Source organism: Klebsiella sp. BIGb0138 (assembly GCF_004342285.1).
Lineage (GTDB): Bacteria > Pseudomonadota > Gammaproteobacteria > Enterobacterales > Enterobacteriaceae > Klebsiella.
The window spans coordinates 640,444-659,226 of record NZ_SMCV01000002.1 but is presented as its reverse complement, the minus strand read 5'-3'; the positions used below and the strand labels follow the sequence as shown (position 1 = coordinate 659,226).

At 55.8% G+C, this 18,783-nt stretch carries 16 protein-coding genes; 8 read left to right on the top strand and 8 right to left on the bottom strand.

From position 1 onward, the window contains the following. Window positions 1-92: 92 nt before the first annotated feature. The 3 genes from glnH to rhtA all read right to left on the bottom strand — a co-directional run bounded on the left by glnH (window position 93) and on the right by rhtA (window position 2,881). Window positions 93-839, bottom strand: a complete 747-nt coding sequence (glnH, locus tag EDF73_RS07470; protein ID WP_132727816.1) for a glutamine ABC transporter substrate-binding protein GlnH — start codon at window positions 837-839, stop codon at window positions 93-95. A gap of 408 nt (window positions 840-1,247) precedes the next feature. Next, the gene (gene dps, locus EDF73_RS07465; RefSeq protein WP_132727813.1) at window positions 1,248-1,751 is read right to left on the bottom strand and encodes a DNA starvation/stationary phase protection protein Dps; all 504 of its coding nucleotides are present in this window, start codon (window positions 1,749-1,751) and stop codon (window positions 1,248-1,250) included. Between the two features lie 242 nt (window positions 1,752-1,993). Next, the gene (gene rhtA, locus EDF73_RS07460; RefSeq protein WP_132727810.1) at window positions 1,994-2,881 is read right to left on the bottom strand and encodes a threonine/homoserine exporter RhtA; all 888 of its coding nucleotides are present in this window, start codon (window positions 2,879-2,881) and stop codon (window positions 1,994-1,996) included. Window positions 2,882-3,234: 353 nt separating this feature from the next. Between rhtA and ompX the strand changes: the two genes are divergently transcribed. After that, window positions 3,235-3,744 (top strand): outer membrane protein OmpX, encoded by a 510-nt coding sequence (ompX, locus tag EDF73_RS07455; protein WP_132727807.1) that lies wholly within the window; start codon window positions 3,235-3,237, stop codon window positions 3,742-3,744. Between the two features lie 76 nt (window positions 3,745-3,820). On the opposite strand, the gene EDF73_RS07450 is transcribed toward ompX, so the two are convergent. Both EDF73_RS07450 and mntS read right to left on the bottom strand, forming a co-directional pair. After that, window positions 3,821-5,398 (bottom strand): phosphoethanolamine transferase, encoded by a 1,578-nt coding sequence (locus EDF73_RS07450; RefSeq protein ID WP_132727804.1) that lies wholly within the window; start codon window positions 5,396-5,398, stop codon window positions 3,821-3,823. Window positions 5,399-5,666: 268 nt separating this feature from the next. Beyond that, window positions 5,667-5,792 (bottom strand): manganase accumulation protein MntS, encoded by a 126-nt coding sequence (gene mntS / locus EDF73_RS07445; RefSeq protein ID WP_132727801.1) that lies wholly within the window; start codon window positions 5,790-5,792, stop codon window positions 5,667-5,669. Window positions 5,793-5,974: 182 nt separating this feature from the next. On the opposite strand from mntS, the gene mntR reads away from it, so the two are divergent. From mntR to EDF73_RS07415, 6 genes are all read left to right on the top strand, one after another. Further along, window positions 5,975-6,448 (top strand): manganese-binding transcriptional regulator MntR, encoded by a 474-nt coding sequence (mntR, locus tag EDF73_RS07440; RefSeq protein WP_132727798.1) that lies wholly within the window; start codon window positions 5,975-5,977, stop codon window positions 6,446-6,448. Next, window positions 6,445-7,557 (top strand): anion transporter, encoded by a 1,113-nt coding sequence (locus tag EDF73_RS07435; protein WP_132727795.1) that lies wholly within the window; start codon window positions 6,445-6,447, stop codon window positions 7,555-7,557. Before mntR ends, EDF73_RS07435 begins: the two co-directional genes overlap by 4 nt. Before the next feature lie 107 nt (window positions 7,558-7,664). Then, window positions 7,665-8,702: an aldo/keto reductase gene (locus tag EDF73_RS07430; RefSeq protein WP_132727793.1), complete on the top strand. Its 1,038-nt coding sequence runs from the start codon at window positions 7,665-7,667 to the stop codon at window positions 8,700-8,702. Window positions 8,703-9,116: 414 nt separating this feature from the next. Continuing rightward, window positions 9,117-10,490 (top strand): glycoside hydrolase family 1 protein, encoded by a 1,374-nt coding sequence (locus EDF73_RS07425; protein ID WP_132727790.1) that lies wholly within the window; start codon window positions 9,117-9,119, stop codon window positions 10,488-10,490. A 52-nt stretch (window positions 10,491-10,542) separates the two neighbouring features. Continuing rightward, window positions 10,543-11,862: a PTS transporter subunit EIIC gene (locus EDF73_RS07420; RefSeq protein WP_132727787.1), complete on the top strand. Its 1,320-nt coding sequence runs from the start codon at window positions 10,543-10,545 to the stop codon at window positions 11,860-11,862. Between the two features lie 13 nt (window positions 11,863-11,875). After that, window positions 11,876-12,589, top strand: coding sequence for a GntR family transcriptional regulator (locus EDF73_RS07415; RefSeq protein WP_132728137.1), 714 nt, complete (start codon window positions 11,876-11,878; stop codon window positions 12,587-12,589). A gap of 64 nt (window positions 12,590-12,653) precedes the next feature. Here EDF73_RS07415 and ldtB read toward each other — a convergent pair whose 3' ends face one another. Further along, window positions 12,654-13,574, bottom strand: coding sequence for a L,D-transpeptidase (ldtB, locus tag EDF73_RS07410; protein ID WP_132728135.1), 921 nt, complete (start codon window positions 13,572-13,574; stop codon window positions 12,654-12,656). 196 nt (window positions 13,575-13,770) lie between these two features. Then, window positions 13,771-14,553 (bottom strand): tyrosine-protein phosphatase, encoded by a 783-nt coding sequence (locus tag EDF73_RS07405; protein WP_132727784.1) that lies wholly within the window; start codon window positions 14,551-14,553, stop codon window positions 13,771-13,773. A 177-nt stretch (window positions 14,554-14,730) separates the two neighbouring features. On the opposite strand from EDF73_RS07405, the gene EDF73_RS07400 reads away from it, so the two are divergent. After that, complete coding sequence (locus EDF73_RS07400) at window positions 14,731-16,323, top strand: ABC-F family ATPase (protein WP_132727781.1); 1,593 nt, start codon at window positions 14,731-14,733, stop codon at window positions 16,321-16,323. A gap of 82 nt (window positions 16,324-16,405) precedes the next feature. On the opposite strand, the gene EDF73_RS07395 is transcribed toward EDF73_RS07400, so the two are convergent. Beyond that, entirely contained in the window at window positions 16,406-18,772 is a 2,367-nt protein-coding gene (locus EDF73_RS07395; protein WP_132727778.1) for a glycoside hydrolase family 31 protein, read from the bottom strand. Between the last annotated feature and the right edge of the window lie 11 nt (window positions 18,773-18,783).

Here is an 18,783-nt window from a genome sequence, read left to right as displayed (position 1 = left end):
CAGGCCTGCGGTGAGGTGATTCCCGGAGCGAGGCAACGGCCTTGTCCGGGAGACCAGACCACAGCAGGCCTGTAAACGAGCGACGCCGATTATTATTTCGGTTCAGTACCGAACCATTTTTTATAAATTTCGTTGTAGGTGCCGTTTTCATGCAGCGTCTTCAACGCGCCGTTCACTTTCTCGCGCAGCTCGTCGCTGCCTTTCGGGAAAGCGATACCGTAGTTTTGCGCTTCCAGCGACTCACCTACCGCTTTGAACTGACCGTTGCCGGCAGTTTTGATGAAGTAGAGGATGTTCGGGGTGTCATGCAGAACCGCATCGGCGCGGCCGGTACCCAGCTCCATATAGGCGTTATCGATATTCGGGAACTGGCGCAGATCCTTGGTTTTGATGTTCGCTTTTGCGTAGTCAACGGAGCCGGTGCCGCCTTTAACGGCGACGACTTTACCGTTCAGATCCTTCACGTCTTTGATGTCGTTGTTATTGGCTTTCACCATCACCAGCAGACCGCTCTTATAGTAGCCATCGGAGAAGTCGATCGCTTTCTTGCGTTCTTCAGTAATGGTAATACCCGCCAGCGCGAGGTCGATGTTCTTGGTTTGCAGCGCCGGGATGATACCGCTGAAATCCATCGGCTTCAGGGTGTAGTCCAGTTTCAGCTCTTTGGCGATGGCGGCCCACAGGTCAACATCGAAGCCGACGTACTTATCGCCTTGTTTAAATTCAAACGGCACAAACGCCGTATCAGTCGCCACAATCAGTTGTTTTTCAGCGGCCTGGGAAGAAACCGCAAAAGCCAGGGTCAGTGCAGCCAGTGAAACTTTAAATACAGACTTCATAGCATTTCCTTTTTTATCCACGGGACGATCCCCTGCGAGAACGACTAACCATATGAAAAAATCGTGCCAGTTTTACAACTTATTGTTTTATAACAAACGAAGTCGGTCCTGTTGCACGGTTTCGGTTATAGAGAACGGTAAATGCACCGCGATGGGGCGTCATTTTGGTGCGCCATAAACGCGCCGTATAACCAGCACATTTTTAACGCAAACACCGATGGTAAAACAATCTCGCTGTAACGATTGTGTGAGGTGATTATTACAATTGATTTACTTTAGTACGTATTTTGTACATTGGTGTGCACTGAAATAGTGCGTTGCGGCGAGCGAAGAAAAAATGGAGGGCAAAGGTGAGGATCATCTGAAAAAAGAAAGGCCGCCAGCCAGGCTGACGGCGATACAGGACGATCAGGCAATATTGGCTTCGATGAACCACAGGAATTTATCCAGGTCGCGGGAGGCGGCGGTAAAGATATCCGCAGTATCCTCGTCTTTTGCTTCGTCGATCGCTTTACGTACGTCATTGGCGACAATCGCGTAACGATCGGCCAGCTCTTTCAGGTGGTCCTGCACGTTGTGAATATCCAGCGGGTAGCTTTTCAGCGGCGTTTTGCTGTTAATCACCTGGGTGGTGCCGAGGGCGACGCCGCCCAGCTGTACGGCACGTTCTGCCATGGTGTCGAGATGATCGGTAAGCGCCGTACGGAAACCATCGAGCATTTCATGGACGGCGATAAAATTGGCCCCGCGCATATTCCAGTGAGCCTGCTTGGTGATCAACGACAGGTCGATGAACTGAATTACCTGGCGATTCAGCAGCTCGACGGTAGCCTTTTTCTCATTGTCTGCGACATCGTTGCGGGTATAGAGCAGATCGGACGCTTTCGTTTTAACCAGTTTTGCGGTACTCATAGTTTCATATCCTCTTGATATTTATACTCGTCATACATCAAATTTGAATCAGATGGAGCGCTTGTCCCCGGTAACTAATGGCATTAAGTATAGCAACGGATAGGAAAAGGGGGGTGGTGGTAGTCTCTATCGGTTTGATAGCGCAGGTGGGTTAGCTATTTTGAAAAATTCGTGAAATCAAAAGATTAGTCGGTGGCGGTTCTGCACGACACCCGGTGGCCGTGCAGAACGGAGGGGAGGATTTAGCGGATATCCACTTTTTCGATTTTACTTTCTCGCTGCATCGTCAGCGTCGACCCCATCGAGGCCAGGATAATCGCCCCGAGCGCCAGGGTTTGCGTTAAGGTCAACGTCTCGCCAAGGAACACCATCCCGGATAGCGCAGCCAGCGCGGGCTCCAGACTCATCAGGGTACCGAACGTTTTGCTTGGCATACGGGTGAGGGCGATCATTTCCAGTGAATAAGGCAGCGCGGTGGAGAGCACGGCGATAGCCACACCCAGCGGCAGAAGCGACCACTGGAACAGCGTATCGGTGGCCTGCAACATCCCCAGCGGAACAAAGATCGCCGCCGCGATAAGCGACCCCATGGCCACCGTTGCCGGGCCGTGCTCCTCCCCGGCGCGCTGTCCGGTCAGGATATAGACCGCCCAGCAGGCTCCGGCGCCGAGCGCCAGCAGCGCGCCGGGCAGATCGACCTGTGAGACATCTTGCCCCAGCGGCAGCAGGAACCACAGCCCCAGCACCGCGAGGATCACCCAGACAAAGTCGGGCGGACGTCTGGCACCAAACAGCGCTACCGCCAGCGGCCCGGTAAATTCCAGCGCCACCGCGATGCCAAGCGGGATGCGTTGGATAGATAAGTAAAAGAGATAGTTCATCGCCCCCAGCGCCAGGCCGTAAAAGAGCAGCGGCACACGCTGCGCTGCGGTGAAGCGCAGTCGCCAGGGCTTGAAGACGATCGCCAGAATTAAGGTACCCAATGCCAGGCGTAGGGCGGTCACGCCAGGAGCGCCGACTAACGGGAACAGCGATTTCGCCAGCGATGCGCCGCTCTGGATAGACACCATCGCGATTAAAATAACCAGTATCGGCAGCCATGCCGGAACTTTACGGGACGAGCCGGGCATCCTTTCTCCTGTCAGAATTTGTCAAACGCGGTAAAGGTTCCAGTGTAAATGAATAACCCAGCTACGGTTTATCTATTGTTGAAAAAAACGCGGGCAGGAAGCGTACAATGCGGCGAGATGCGAAGATAAACCTCTCTGTGGATTAGGAATTATCTGGATGCACGTCCGGCGGGTTATGGGCCTTAATAAGAGGATATTCGCTAAAAACGGTTGTTTTCCAGTTTGTTATAGAATTGTGGAAACTTTTGGTTACATGAAAAGCTATGTTAGACAGTGTAAAGTGAAAAGAGTTTCCCCAAAGTTTTTGATATATTTAAGACTTAGGACTTATTAGAAACACATTTGAGGTGGTTATGAATAAAATTGCACGTTTTTCAGCACTGGCCGTTGTTCTGGCTGCATCCGTAGGTACCGCTTTCGCTGCAACTTCTACCGTTACCGGTGGTTACGCGCAGAGCGACATGCAGGGTGAAGCCAACAAAGCAGGCGGTTTCAACCTGAAGTATCGTTACGAGCAAGACAATAGCCCACTGGGTGTTATCGGCTCCTTCACTTACACTGAAAAAGACCGTACCGAAGCCGGCGTTTACCAGAAAGGTCAGTACTACGGCATCACCGCGGGCCCGGCTTACCGTCTGAACGACTGGGCAAGCATCTACGGCGTAGTGGGTGTTGGTCACGGTAAATTCCAGGACAACAGCTACCCGAACAAGCACGACATGAGCGACTACGGTTTCTCCTACGGCGCGGGTATGCAGTTCAACCCGATCGAAAACGTTGCCCTGGACTTCTCCTACGAGCAGTCTCGTATTCGTAACGTTGACGTCGGCACCTGGATTGCTGGCGTAGGTTACAGCTTCTAATCACTCCGGTGATATAAAAAATCCGCCTCATTGGGGCGGATTTTTTTTGCCTGCAGCGAGCGACGATTCGCCGCCGCTAGCGGGGGGTGAAGAGATCGCTACCCAGATGGGTATAGTCCACCTTCTGCAGCTGGAAGTTAGTGATATAGACTGGCCCGGCTTTTTGCTCCGAGATAAAACGATAGCGCGGCGTAATTTCTGCGGCGCTGATTCCGGTCCACTGGGAGAAGAACCCCAGGAAGTCGTTGGCGGAGCGACGGGCTTTAATGATCTTATGCGCTTTATCGTCGCTGGACAGCACCATAAACGGAACCTGGAAATTCTGCTGAAACTTATCGTCGTGCGCCAGGTACTGAACTGCTTTGCCGCGCTCTTTAAAGGCCAGCCCGTGATCGGAAAAATAGGTCATCGAGAAGCTATCGCCGGAGTTTTGTAACTGACGGTAGAGCTGCCCCAACAGACCATCGGTTTGCGTCATGCTGTAGAGGTAGCAGGAGGTCTCTTTCGATTGCACAAAGACGGTATATTTTCCTTTGGTGCGGTCACAGGCCTGCGGGTGAGAGCCCATCAAATGCAGGACGATCAGCTGCGGCTGGGTCCGCTGAACCGAAAGTACCTGCTCTGTCAGCTTTAACAACTGCTCATCCTGGGTATTTTTGTTCGCTTCAAAGTCGCCATTTTTGAGGAACTGCACCTCATCCGCGCGCCTGGCAATACTGGCGATCGCCGTATCGTATTCGCCAATCTGCCCCTGATTCGAGAACCACCACGTCTGAAAGCCCGCGCGGTTGGCCAGAGTGACAAAGTTATCCTGATACTGCGGCTTGCCGTCTACTACCCGGTTAAGCGTTAAGCCGAGGGATTTTTGCGTTGAGCCGCTGGCGGCAATGTAGTCATTGAACAGATAGCCGTTGACCGAGCTGGTAAACGGGGTGTTGTCCCAGTGGCCGCCAAAGGCGCCGAGAGCATCGCGGCGCGCGCTTTCGCCGATCACCACAACATACAGATGATACTTCGGCTTGACCGCCAGCACGTGCCAGCTGTCTTTCATATTCGCCAACTGGGCCATCCGCGCCTGTTCATCCAGCACTTCATTGTTATTCACCACCACGTCCTTGACGAAGCGCAGCGCGGGATAGCCGGTATCAATCACTTTGAAGACCCCACCCCAGGCCAGGTTCTGCACCGGCTGGAGAAAGAAAATACCGATGCTGAACAGCAGGGCGACTATTTCCAGTTTATTCCAGCGCTTGCGCTCTTCCGCTTTGCGGTGCACGGCAGTGACGCCCAGCGCAAAAATGAAGACCGCCAGCAGGTAGTTGTACCAGGGGAAGATGGTCAGGATCTCCGTCGATTCTTCGACGTTGGTGGCATGCAGCGCCAGCAGCGTGTTGAAGTTGGGGGCGCCATACGCCTGGCCAAACGGATAGTAGAGTGCCGCCAGCAGGGAATAACCGCCCACCACCACCTTTTGCGCCCGCGGGAAACTGCGCCATAGCAGATGTAGCACGCAGGTAAATGCGACGGTATAAAGCAGGCTAAATTCGTAGCCAAGGGCGAGGTTAATCAGCAGAGACTGTAAAAAATAGAATCCTGTCCATGGGTTGGGAACCAATCCACGGGCGACCAGCGTTTCTTTCAGGGTGACATTCATAGTTAATAATCAAAAAGACGCCATGTGCATCCCCTGGCATCAAGGGGTAAAACCTGCTGGACAGTGCCGGAAGAGGGTCTCTGCGAGCCGCAGTAGTGGCAGGGCTGACAAAAGATAGGGCCTGCAAATGATAAGGTCAACCGGGCATAACGGATTGTTTTGGGAGAATGCTTACAAAACTTGAAAAAAGTGGCGGGAACGCGGGGAAACTAGCCAGTCTGGCAGCGGATTATGACGAAAAAATGAAGCGGCGTACCGCGACGCCGCTTCAGGGGTTGGATTTGTCCTGGCGATTTTTGCCATTAATCATGTCGCACAGCATGCCGATCAGCATCAGGCGGACTTTAAAGGGAGAATGAGTAAACACGGCTAAGCACCTCTTGAATTCGTTCATGGGACCTCCTGTAATTTCGCCCTTCGCTCCTTGAAGGATGTCTGCATTACATACAGATATAGCACAGGCTATATCTTATAGCTATGGCTAAAACGTTAATTTTTTGTGCTACGGGCCCAATCATTTACAATGGTGATCTTTTGAGATGATGCGTAATGCGTCACCAGGTATGAGGAAGCACAATGAACCGTCGCGTGGGTAAACCAATAACAAAAAAAGTGACGCAGCTTGTTAATGTTGAAGAACACGTTGAGGGGTTTCGCCAGGTGCGTGAGGCGCATCGCCGGGAGCTTATTGATGACTACGTGGAGTTGATTTCCGATCTGATTCGCGAAGTAGGGGAAGCCCGTCAGGTCGATATGGCCGCGCGTCTGGGGGTTTCGCAGCCGACGGTCGCCAAGATGTTGAAACGGCTGGCCAGCGTCGGGCTGATTGAGCAGATCCCGTGGCGCGGCGTGTTTTTGACCCCGGAAGGCGAGAAGCTGGCGCACGAGAGCCGTGAACGTCATCAGATTGTGGAAAACTTTTTGCTGGTGCTGGGGGTCAGCCCGGAGATTGCTCGTCGCGATGCCGAAGGGATGGAGCACCACGTGAGCGAAGAGACGCTGGCCGCCTTTAATCAGTTCACCCGGAAATACGGGCCGCGCGGAGAATGAGTCTCCCCTTTGTCCAGTCGTTGATCCGCGATCGCTTTCTCCATCTGCTGCTGCTTATCGCCTGTGGTTTAAGTTTCTTTGTACCGTTCGCGGCAAAAGGCTGGCTGCATGCTATCGACTGGCACACCATTATCACCCTGAGCGGGCTGATGCTGCTGACCAAAGGGGTTGAGCTGAGCGGCTACTTCGATGTGCTCGGGCGTAAAATGGCGCGTCGCTTTGCTACCGAACGACAGCTGGCGATCTTCATGGTGCTGGCGGCGGCGCTGCTGTCGACGTTTTTAACCAACGACGTGGCGCTGTTTATCGTCGTGCCGCTAACGCTGACGTTGAAAAAATGGTGCGCGATACCGGTTAACCGCTTGATTATTTTCGAGGCGCTGGCGGTCAATGCCGGCTCCTTACTCACCCCCATCGGCAATCCGCAAAATATCCTCTTGTGGGGGCGGTCCGGCCTCTCTTTCCCGGCGTTTATCGGTCAAATGCTGCCGCTGGCGGCGGCAATGATGCTGACGCTGCTGGCGCTGTGCTGGTGCTGTTTTTCCGCAACCCGCCTGCATTTTCAACGCGGCGACCGGGTACCGGCATGGCAGCCGAAGCTGGTATGGGGCTGCCTGGCGTTTTATCTGATTTTCCTTACCGCCTTAGAAATGCAGCTGGCGCTGTGGGGGCTGGGGCTGGTTGTGATCGGCTTCCTGGTGCTGGCGCGGTCGGTGATTATCTACGTTGACTGGTCGCTGCTGCTGGTCTTTATGGCGATGTTTATCGATGTTCATCTGTTGACCCAGCTTCCCGCGCTTCATCTGGCGCTGAGCGGCGTTGGCCAGCTCTCTTCCGGCGGGCTGTGGTTGACGACGATTGGCCTGTCGCAGTTTATCAGCAACGTGCCGGCCACGATTCTGCTGCTCAACTATGTTCCCCCTTCAACGCTGCTGGCCTGGGCGGTCAACGTCGGCGGTTTTGGCCTGCTTCCCGGCTCGCTGGCCAATGTAATTGCCCTGCGTATGGCGTCAGACCGTCGTATCTGGTGGCGTTTCCATTTTTATTCCCTGCCAATGCTGCTGTGGGCGGCGCTGGTGGGCTACGCGATACTGCATTTCAGCGCCTGATTTTCAGAGAATTGGGCAAGAAACAGACAGAATCACCCCATTCGGACTCTCTCCTGCCGGCGTATAACTATAACGCTGAGGTATAACATCCTGATGAGGAGAGTCCCATGCGTTATCAAAAACTAGGCAATACCGGTCTGTTTGTTTCTGAGCTGTGTCTCGGCACCATGACCTTTGGCGGCGAAGGCGGCATGTGGGGGAAAATTGGTCAACTGCGCCAGGCCGAAGCCGAACAGCTGGTGGGCAGCGCGCTGGATGCGGGAATTAACTTTATCGATACCGCGAATATCTATTCTGAAGGACGCTCGGAAGCGTTAACCGGCCAGGCGCTCAAAAACCTGAAAGTCCCGCGTGAAAACGTGGTGGTTGCCACCAAGGTCTTTGGTGAAACCGGGACGGCGGGCGTCAATTCCCGCGGCAGTTCGCGCTATCACATCATGAGTAGCGTCAAAGAGAGCCTGCAGCGGCTGCAGCTCGATCATATCGATCTTTATCAGCTGCACGGTTTCGATCCGGCGACGCCCATCGAGGAGACGCTCTACGCGCTGGATAATCTGGTGCAGCAGGGGCATGTCCGCTATATCGGCGTGTCGAACTGGGCGGCGTGGCAAATCGTCAAAGCGCTGGGGATTTCCGCACGTCTGGGTCTATCGCGCTTTGCCTCTTTGCAGGCGTACTACACGATCGCCGGGCGTGACCTGGAGCGTGAGCTGGTACCGATGATGCGCAGCGAAGGGGTAGGGTTGATGGTCTGGAGCCCGCTGGCCGGCGGTCTGCTCAGCGGTAAATACGATCGCGATGGTCAGACGGCGGCGGGCGGTCGGCGGCAGGAGTTTGATTTTCCGCCGGTGGATAAGGATCGCGCGTTTGATTGCGTGGACGCAATGCGCGTCATTGCCGACGCCAGAGGCGTATCGGTGGCGCAGATTGCGCTTGCCTGGCTGCTGCATCAACCGGCGGTCAGCAGCGTGATCATCGGCGCCAAACGAGTCGATCAGCTGACGGATAATATTGCCGCCACCGCGATTCGCCTTACTGAAGAGGAGCTCCAGCAGCTGGATGCCGTGAGCGCGCTGCCGCGGGAGTATCCGGGGTGGATGCTCGAGCGCCAGGGTGAGTATCGCCGTAATCAGCTTAAAGATTAATTTTCCGCGATCCTCAACGGCGGGCACTGTCCCTGATGCTGGTCACTTAAGGTGGCCAGCTTTTTTTATGGTTTATCGTGGGCCTGCGTAGGTAGATAAACGGTGGTTCAGGCGCAAGCTGAAGCGCTTGCGGGGGAATATTCCCGGGCACCCACGTAAGAAAACAGCTTTCGCCTGAACCACCATACAAAAGAAATTCTCTGCTTCACGGCGACGTCAGGTACGGGCTCACCTGTCAGGTATGTTGAGAACCGGCTCCTTAACCGACCGGCAGCAGGCTCTGTCCCGCCGTTTTCTTCTCCTCTTTTCGAAATCGCTCACAAAAACGACATAACTCTTTTGCCTGATTGGTCATTTCATTCTATATGACTAGTCATGATTTTTTAATGACTAGTCATAGCAACGGAGCGAACGATGAAGACACTGGCGAAGGATTTTTTATGGGGCAATTCAGTTTCCAGCATGCAGACGGAAGGCGCATGGAATGAGGGCGGAAAGGGGATGTCGGTATACGACATTCGCGAAGCTTCAGAGTTTGCTTCGGACTGGAAAGTGGCGACCGACTCCTACCATCGCTACGAAGAAGACTTTGATTTAATGCAGGATCTGGGCATGAATTGCTACCGCTTCCAGATTTCATGGAGCCGCGTGTGTCCGACCGGCGATGGCGAGTTCAACGAAGAGGGGATCGCGTTTTACCACCGCTTTATTGACGGGCTGATTGCCCGCGGCATCGAGCCGATGATTTGCCTGTACCATTTCGACATGCCGCTGGCGCTGGCGAATGAGTATAACGGCTTTATCGATCGCCGCGTGATGGCGGCGTTTGTGCGCTATGGCAAGAAAATGATCGACTGCTACGGCGATAAGGTGAAGTACTGGCTGACCTTCAATGAACAGAATATTTTCCATATGCCGATCGCGTTTCGCATTGCCGGCTACCTGCACGGTGATGAAACGCTCCGCGAGCTGTATCAGATCCAGCATTACACCATGATGGCGCACGTCCATCTGACCGCGTACCTGCACGCTACCAAACCCGGCAAGCTGATGGGAGGGATGCTGGCGCATCAGCTTATCTACCCGGCTACCTGCCGGCCGCGCGATATTTTTTGCGCTCAGCAGCATGATGAGTTCCTCAACCAGAACCTGCTGCGGGTATATGCCGGCCAGGGCTACAGCCCGGAGGTGATGGCGGTAGTGGCGCGCGAAGGCTTTGGGGATATCTATCGCGAAGAGGATTTAGCCCTGATTGCGCAGAATAAAAATGACTATATGGCGTTCAGCTACTATGCCAGCCGCACGCTCAGCAGCGATCCGATCCCGGAAGGTACCGAGGTGAACTACTACATGCAGTTCGGCGATAAGGATAACCCGTACCTGCAGTCTACGGAGTGGAACTGGCAGATCGACCCGCTCGGTTTTCGTACCATCATCACCCGCTACTACAACGACTGGCGCCTGCCGGTGTTCCCGATTGAAAACGGCATCGGGGTGATTGAGTCCTGGGATGGCGAAAACATGATTGCCGACGATTATCGCATCGCCTATCACCGTGACCATATCAACGCCATGAAAGAGGCGATTTTTGACGATGGCGCGGAGGTGATCGGCTATCTCGGCTGGGGGCTTATCGACATCCTCAGCTCGCAGGGCGATATGCGTAAACGCTATGGCGTGGTCTACGTCAATCGCGAAAACCACGATCTGAAAGACCTTCAACGGGTACCGAAGAAAAGCTATGCGTGGTTGAAACGGGTGATTCACAGCAACGGCCAGGAAATGTAAGCCGGCGGGTCGAACTGGGTTAACGGGTCAGTGATGAAGAGGATTCTGCAAAATGTCTGATAACACAACATCCAGTATGCAGTCTTTGACCGATCGCTTTGTTGAATTTTCCGCGCGTATCGCCAACCAGGTCCACCTGCGTTCGCTGCGCGATGCCTTTGCCGGAGTGATGCCGATTTTCATTCTGGCCGGGCTGGCGGTGCTGGTGAATAACGTGGTGTTTCCGTGGATATTCGTCGGCGACACGCTGGCGCACTTTAAGGTATGGGGCGATGCGATTATCAACGGAACGTTGAATATCGCCGCGCTGCTGATTGCGCCGATGATTGCGTGGTCGCTGGCCCGTAACAAAAACTTCGCTAATCCGGTTTCGACCGTCGTCATCGCGCTTTGCAGCTTTATTATTATGATGCCCATGCAGGTGGAGCTGGTGCCTGTCGGCGGGAAAGCCACGGTCAGCCTGACCTCGGTGCTGACCTTCGCCAACATTGGCTCTACCGGGATTTTCGCCGGGGTACTCATCGGCCTGCTGGCGACCGAGATCTTTATGCGCATCGCCGGCATCAAGCGTCTGGCGATTAATCTCGGCGAGAACGTGCCGCCGGCGGTGGGGCAATCCTTCTCTTCGCTCATCCCGGCCATTCTCACCCTGTCGCTGTTTGCGGCGCTTGCCGCGCTGCTGAATAACCTGCTGCATACCGATCTGATTCATCTGATCACCACGCTTATCCAGCAGCCGCTGCGGCTGATTAATACCAGTCTGCCGGGGACTATTTTTATCTACAGCTTTGGCAACTTCCTGTTTACTCTGGGTATTCATCAGTCGGTTGTCAACAGCGTGGTGCTGGAGCCTTTCCTGCTGATTAATACCAATGAGAATATGCTGGCCTACGCCAGCGGTCAGCCAATTCCGCATATCATTAACAACATCTTCGTTCCGACCTTCGGCATGGTTGGCGGTACCGGGAGTACCATTTCGTTGCTGATCGCCATCTTCCTCTTCTCGCGTCAGCGGGCCTCAAAGCAGGTGGCGCGTCTGGCCATTACCCCGGGGTTGTTCAATATCAACGAGCCGGTGATTTTCGGTCTGCCGATCGTTTTCAACGTGCCGCTGATGATCCCGTTCGTGCTGCTTCCCGCCATCGGCATCTTTTTCGCCTGGCTGTGCACCACGCTTGGGCTCATGTCGCGCTGCGTGGTGATGATCCCGTGGACGACGCCGCCGGTCCTGAGCGCCTGGCTGGCGACGGCGGGGGACTGGCGGGCGGTGGTGGTGCAGTTGATAATCATCATCTTTGGTGTATTCTTCTACCTGCCTTTCCTCAAGATTTCCGAGAGAGTGGCTTTAAAAAACAATGGGATAAATGAATAATAAGGAACGGGCAATGGCGGCGAAGTATCTTCTGATCGCGCGGGAAATTAAAAAGCGGATTATCAGCCGGCAGTATCCCGCCAGCACGCCGTTACCGGACCAGTTTGCGCTGGCGGCGGAGTTTAACACCAGCCGGATGACTATCCAGCAGGCGATACGCCAGCTCATTGTGGAAGGGCTGATCTACACCCGTAAGGGGCAGGGCACCTTCGTACGAAAAAATTTTCTTCAACTTTCGCAGTGGGATCTGCCCGGCAGCGACTATTTTGGCGCCACCAAAACCTGGGCGCATCTGGGGACGGTGAGCAGCCAGGTGGTGCGTTTTGAGCTGCGTTTTCCCAGTGAAAAAGAGCAGGCTTCGCTACTGATTAATGCCGACGCCCCGGTTTATGACTTCGTGCGTCTGCGGCTGCTCAACGGCGAACCGATGTCGCTGGATGCCACGGTGATGCCGGTGAATCTGGTTCCCGGCCTGAACAAAGGTCATCTGGAAAGCTCGGTGTTCCAGTATGTCGAAACCCTCGGGCTGAAGATCATGGGATCGTATCGCGTGGTGCGCGCTATTAAGCCAGGGGAGCTGGAGCAGCAGCATCTGGTATGTGACGCCAGCGATCCGGTGCTGGAGGTTGAGCAGGTGATTTACCTGGAGGACGGTACGCCGCTCGAATATGCCCACTGTCACTACCGCTACGATCACGGCGGCATCGTTATCGTTAATAACGGCTGACCTGAAGCGAAAATAAAAAAGGGCGAGGTGTTAACCTCGCCCTTTTTCGGCATAGTGCTCAGGATCAGTTCAGACGAACCGGCATACCGGAACGGTTCTGAACGGCCTGCTCCACAACGCTCTGATCGACGTCGGACTGGCTGGTGACCGACTGTACTGCTTTGGTCAGCGTAATCGGTACGACTTCGTCGCCCTGGAACTGCGCTTCGGTGGTGGACAGCGGGTTATGGACTTCAACATAACGGCTACCGTCTGGCTCAGTGGTGGCTTTCACCGGCTCATCGATAAATTCGACGCGGGTACCGACCGGCACATTTTCAAACAGGAATTTAATGTCTTCGTTGCGCAGACGGACGCAGCCGTGGCTGACGCGCAGGCCAATACCGAAGTTAGCGTTGGTGCCGTGAATAGCGTACAGGCGGCCAATATACAGCGCGTAGAGACCCATCGGGTTGTCAGGGCCGGCCGGAACAACGGCTGGCAGCGGGTTGCCTGCGGCAATATATTCGGCGTGCATTTTCGCCGTCGGCGTCCAGGTCGGGCCCGCTTTCTTACGTTCTACTTTGGTGACCCATTTGATCGGCGTATCTTTACCCAGCTGGCCGATACCAATCGGCAGCACGATGACGGTATTGGTGCCTTTCGGGTAGTAGTAGAGACGCATTTCCGCGCTGTTGATAACGATACCTTCATGAACGGTATCCGGCAGAATCAGCTGCTGCGGGATATTCAGCACGGTACCGCCTTTCGGCAGGTAGGTATCCACACCCGGGTTCGCTTCCAGCATGTTGGACAGACCCATCTGGTATTTAGCCGCGAAATATTCCAGCGGCTGTTTATTGTCATCAGGAACCGTGACGACCTGGTTCTGACCAATCAGTCGGCTACCGTCAGTCGGCAGCGGATAAGTGACGGCGGATGCGGTATTGCAAAAGCCCACAATGGCGAAGGCGGCCGCTAAGAGTGTCGATAATTTCATATTCATCATGTCGTGTGCAGTGTCAAAGCCACACAGGCCTTTGTCAGATTATTCAGGGAGTAGATAGGAGCGCATTATATGTGCATTCCAGGCAACAGGGAAATCAGATGTGTACGAAATCACACTTTTTTGCCAGTTGTTTCAAGTGTCGTTCGCCGCCCTGGCCGCGGGCGGCAAAACGTTGAATGCCAAAAACCGGCGGCTACCCTTCAAGAAGCCTTGCCCGCAGCGCCTCTCTCGCCTGCGGCGTGAGCTGATACTCCTGTTCCAGCCACGCCTCAACGCTGGGGTAACGTTCATTAATCGCTGCCAGCGCCGCCGAGAGATACGACTCATGCACCGTCATGATCTCTGCCAGGTTCTGCCGTCCTCGCGGGGTCAGATCATTGCCGAGCGTGTTGAGCAACCAGGCTTCAACCTCGTGTAGCATGCCGTGAGTGAGGAGATACTCCTCCATCACCGTATGGCTATCGCAGCCCAGCGCGAGCAGGGTCAGCGCGCAGCCGACGCCGGTACGGTCTTTCCCCACCGCGCAGTGCTGTAACAGCGCGCCGTCGTAAGGCTGCATCAGCCATCCGGCAAGCTGGCGGTAGGCGGGGTTGTTGAACGGCAGCTGGCGATAGAGCTGCAGCATAAACTGCTCGCCGTTAAGCGCATTCAGCGTCGCGGCGTTAAACTCCGTCACTTTGGCGTTGACGGGGGATGCGAGCGGGTTGGCGGGGGCATTGAGATAGCGGGTTCGTTGATTCAGCTTGTCGGGGCTGCGCTGCACTTCGTGCGGGTCGCGGTAATCCAGCACCCGGGTCAGCGGAATCGCCTCCAGACGACTAAGATCCTCGTCGGACATCATATGCAGCGCGCCGGAGCGCAGTAACTTTCCCCGGCGCACGCGTCGTCCGTCGGCGGTGGGCAGGCCGCCAAGGTCGCGAAAGTTGATGCCGCCCTGCAGCGATAAGAAGGCCGGATGGCGGGAGTGTGTGGTCATAGGTTCCTTCCAGATTCAGAGAAAAAACGGGTTTCAGGCAGATGAATCGCGCAATATAAGAGAGACCGTACCACAAGCGCGGCCCGGGATTTTATTGCAAACCGTGAAAAGTGTTGGCTTTGCTGGCATAATGTCCGATGTATCACACTTCTCATTCTCTTTTTTCAGGATAACCCCGTGCTAGTATCCAGCAACGTCACCATGCAGTTTGGCAGTAAGCCGCTGTTCGAAAACATCTCCGTCAAATTTGGCGGCGGCAACCGTTACGGCCTGATTGGCGCCAACGGTAGCGGTAAATCCACCTTTATGAAAATCCTCGGCGGCGATCTTGAGCCAACGCTGGGCAACGTCTCTCTCGACCCGAACGAACGTATCGGTAAACTGCGTCAGGATCAGTTCGCCTTCGAAGAATTCACCGTGCTGGATACGGTCATCATGGGCCACGGCGAGCTGTGGGAAGTGAAACAGGAACGCGACCGCATCTATTCTCTGGCGGAAATGAGCGAAGAAGACGGCTATAAAGTGGCCGATCTGGAAGTGACCTATGGCGAGATGGACGGCTACTCTGCCGAAGCGCGCGCCGGTGAACTGCTGCTGGGCGTGGGGATCCCGGTTGAACAGCATTACGGCCCGATGAGCGAAGTCGCTCCCGGCTGGAAGCTGCGTGTGCTGCTGGCGCAGGCGCTGTTCTCAAACCCGGATATTCTGCTGCTCGATGAACCGACCAACAACCTCGACATCGATACCATTCGTTGGCTGGAGCAGGTGCTGAACGAGCGCGACAGCACCATGATTATTATTTCGCACGACCGTCACTTCCTGAACATGGTCTGCACCCATATGGCGGATCTCGACTACGGCGAGCTGCGCGTTTATGCCGGTAACTACGACGAGTACATGACCGCGGCGACGCAGGCTCGCGAGCGCCTGCTGGCCGATAACGCCAAGAAAAAAGCGCAAATCGCCGACCTGCAATCTTTCGTCAGCCGCTTTAGCGCCAACGCCTCTAAATCGCGCCAGGCGACTTCCCGCGCCCGTCAGATTGATAAAATCAAACTGGATGAAGTGAAAGCCTCCAGCCGTCAGAACCCGTTCATTCGCTTCGAACAGGATAAGAAACTGTTCCGTAACGCGCTGGAAGTGGAAGCGCTGGCGAAAGGCTTCGACAATGGCCCGCTGTTCAAAGGGGTTAATTTACTGCTGGAAGTCGGCGAGAAGCTGGCGGTACTGGGGACCAACGGCGTGGGTAAATCCACCCTGCTGAAAACCCTGGTGGGCGAACTGGAACCCACCAGCGGTAGCGTAAAATGGTCTGAAAACGCGCAGATTGGCTACTATGCGCAGGACCATGAATACGAATTTGAAAACGATCTGACCGTCTTCGACTGGATGAGCCAGTGGAAGCAGGACGGCGATGATGAGCAGGCGGTGCGCAGCATCCTGGGCCGTCTGCTGTTCAGCCAGGACGATATCAAGAAGCCGGCAAAAGTGCTGTCCGGTGGTGAAAAAGGTCGCATGCTGTTCGGTAAGCTGATGATGCAAAAACCGAACATTCTGGTGATGGACGAACCGACCAACCACCTGGATATGGAATCGATCGAATCGCTGAACATGGCGCTGGAGATGTATCAGGGGACCCTGATCTTCGTCTCTCACGACCGTGAGTTCGTCAGCTCGCTGGCGACCCGGGTAATCGAAATTACGCCGGAACGAGTGATCGACTTCACCGGCAATTACGAAGATTACCTGCGCAGCCGCGGTATCGAGTAATTCTGCCGGCGCGTCGCGCCTGAGCGGATCGTCCGTAGTGAACCCCGGCAAGCCTCAGGCTGCCGGGGTTTTTTATGCCGGTTTAGCCGATGGCCCACTCGCTGGCGCGTTCACCGTTGATCAGCAGCGCGCGTGTTTCACCTGCCGGTAAGGTCACTTTCAGCGCCTTCCACGCCGGGCGATAATGACCGCGCGGGCTGATCTGCAGGCTGATGGTGCTGCCGTCACAGATCATTTTCCACTCCAGCCACAGCGCATCGTCCTGTTGATAGCCCCAGCTTTCGCCGTCGTCCTCAAACAGCAGGCCCTCTGATGACCCCACGCCTTTCAGCGGGAACAGCCTCAGCTCGCGGCGATCGTCCTTCGCCGCGTCCACATGAGCGAGGCGTTCGCTGAGCGGCAGGCCGGCCCCGGCGCGGACCAGCAGCGGCAGTTTTTCCAGCGGGGCATCCAGGGTGATCCACTGCCCGCCGGAGAACCACTCTCCGCGATAAAAATCGTACCAGCCGGATCTATTATCCGGTAGCCACACCCGACGCTGACGCTGGCCCGGCTCCACCACGCTGGCGACCAGCAGATCGCGGCCGAGGAGAAAATCATCGCACTCGGCGAAGGTCTGCGGATCGTGCTCGTGGTCGAGGAAGGTCGGGCGCAGCATCGGCTCATCGTCGGCATGCGCCTGCCACAGCAGGGTATACAGGTAGGGCAGCAGACGATAGCGCAGTTCAATAGCGCCGCGAATCGCGGGGGTGACGGCCGGATACATCCATGCTTCATTCACCGTCCGATCATCGTTCCAGGAGTGGATCGTAAAACGCGGGTGCATCACGCCGTTCTGGACCCAGCGTACGAACAGTTCGGCATCCGGTTTGTCGCCGGAGAAGCCGCCAACGTCATGGCCCACGTTATACAAACCGGACAAGCTCATTCCCAGCCCCATGCGGGTGTTGTAGCGCAGGGTCTCCCAGCTGGTGCGGTTGTCGCCGCTCCAGGTCTGGACATAGCGCTGCATCCCGGCGCAGCCGGAGCGCGAGATCAGATACGGCCGTTTTTGCGGCGCAAAACGCTGCTGGGCTTCTATTGAGGCGCGCATCATCAGCAGCGGCATGACCGGACGGATATGCTTGATGGCGATGTCGCGACCAAAGCCGTGGCAGCGGGCTTCGCCATCCCAGACTTCAAATTCGTTGTTATCGTTCCAGGTCGAATCGATCCCCATCTCCAGCAGCTGGCGGGTGACGCCCTCCTGCCACCAGTTGACGGTTTGCGGGTTGGTGAAGTCGAGATGCGACCCTTCGTCGTCCCAGAAGCTGGAACGTTCCGGCGCGTCCGTTTCCGAATCGCGGATAAACAGTCCTTGCTCCGCGACTTCGCCATAGCGCGGATGGTCCTGTAACAGACACGGTTTAATGTTGGCCGCCAGCCTGATGCCGGCGTCATGGAAGCGTTGGCTCATCACTTTTGGCTGCGGCACCTTGTCATAGTTCCAGTTAAAGACGTAGCGCTTGTCGTTGATGGAGGTATAGCCGGACGAGAGCTGGAAGGAGTCGCAGGGAATCGCATGCTCTTCGCACAGACGAATAAAATGCATCAGCTGATTTTGCGCATCCGGCGCGTCGGTGTAGTGCATGGTGGAACCGCTGTAGCCGAGGCTCCATTTGGGGCCGAACAGCGTTTTACCGGTCAGACGGACGAATGCTTTGGTGACGTCCAGCGCCCGTGGTCCGGTAAACAGGTAGTAATCGATATCGCCGGCTTCCGCCTGCCAGCGGCGATAGGCGGTGTGGTAGTTATCAATTTCATTGCCGAGGTCCAGCCAGCAGCTGCTCAGGTTGTCGTAGAACAGGCCGTAGCTGATGTCGCCGCGCTGGGTGAGGGTAAAGGGCACATGCTTGTACAGCGGGTCGGTGCTGAGGGCGTTGTAGCCCATCGCATCGAGGTTGCGCATCTCATAGCGCCTGCCGTTGCGCTGCAGGTCGCCGGCCTTCTCGCCAAGGCCGTAGAACCGTTCGTCCTTACGGCGGCTGAGATAGTGCGCCACGCCGTCGCCGTGGGCGTTCAGCAGGTAGGCGCTGGTGGGACGGTCGTTGACCAGCGGCTGCCACTCGCCGTTGTCGTTGCGATAGCTCCACTCCAGCCACAACGGCTGGTGGACGGTCACCCGCAGCTGTCCGGTGGCTACCGTCAGGCTGTCCGGCTGCTGTTCCAGCGTCCAGGCGGGAAGGGTGAAGCCGCTCAGGTCGTCGCGCGGACGGCCTTCCCACGGAACGTCCTGCTGCGGGGCAATGCTCCAGGTGCGGTCCAGCGCCAGCTCACCCTTGCGCCTGAGCAGGACGCGGAACAGGTTCTCTTCCAGTACATACAGGCACAGGGTGTGTTGCCCGTCGACGGTCAGCTCCACGTGGTGGGTAAGCTGTTGGTGTAATGTCCAGTGTTTAAGCGTTTTCATCTTTGTATCCA

Coding starts and splice junctions, on each gene's coding strand:
- rhtA (WP_132727810.1), bottom strand. CDS start 2,881: ATGCCCGGCTCGTCCCGTAAAGTTCCGGCATGGCTGCCGATACTGGTT.
- EDF73_RS07450 (WP_132727804.1), bottom strand. CDS start 5,398: ATGAATGTCACCCTGAAAGAAACGCTGGTCGCCCGTGGATTGGTTCCC.
- glnH (WP_132727816.1), bottom strand. CDS start 839: ATGAAGTCTGTATTTAAAGTTTCACTGGCTGCACTGACCCTGGCTTTT.
- mntS (WP_132727801.1), bottom strand. CDS start 5,792: ATGAACGAATTCAAGAGGTGCTTAGCCGTGTTTACTCATTCTCCCTTT.
- ompX (WP_132727807.1), top strand. CDS start 3,235: ATGAATAAAATTGCACGTTTTTCAGCACTGGCCGTTGTTCTGGCTGCA.
- EDF73_RS07420 (WP_132727787.1), top strand. CDS start 10,543: ATGTCTGATAACACAACATCCAGTATGCAGTCTTTGACCGATCGCTTT.
- dps (WP_132727813.1), bottom strand. CDS start 1,751: ATGAGTACCGCAAAACTGGTTAAAACGAAAGCGTCCGATCTGCTCTAT.
- EDF73_RS07425 (WP_132727790.1), top strand. CDS start 9,117: ATGAAGACACTGGCGAAGGATTTTTTATGGGGCAATTCAGTTTCCAGC.
- EDF73_RS07415 (WP_132728137.1), top strand. CDS start 11,876: ATGGCGGCGAAGTATCTTCTGATCGCGCGGGAAATTAAAAAGCGGATT.
- mntR (WP_132727798.1), top strand. CDS start 5,975: ATGAACCGTCGCGTGGGTAAACCAATAACAAAAAAAGTGACGCAGCTT.
- EDF73_RS07435 (WP_132727795.1), top strand. CDS start 6,445: ATGAGTCTCCCCTTTGTCCAGTCGTTGATCCGCGATCGCTTTCTCCAT.
- EDF73_RS07405 (WP_132727784.1), bottom strand. CDS start 14,553: ATGACCACACACTCCCGCCATCCGGCCTTCTTATCGCTGCAGGGCGGC.
- EDF73_RS07395 (WP_132727778.1), bottom strand. CDS start 18,772: ATGAAAACGCTTAAACACTGGACATTACACCAACAGCTTACCCACCAC.
- ldtB (WP_132728135.1), bottom strand. CDS start 13,574: ATGAATATGAAATTATCGACACTCTTAGCGGCCGCCTTCGCCATTGTG.
- EDF73_RS07430 (WP_132727793.1), top strand. CDS start 7,665: ATGCGTTATCAAAAACTAGGCAATACCGGTCTGTTTGTTTCTGAGCTG.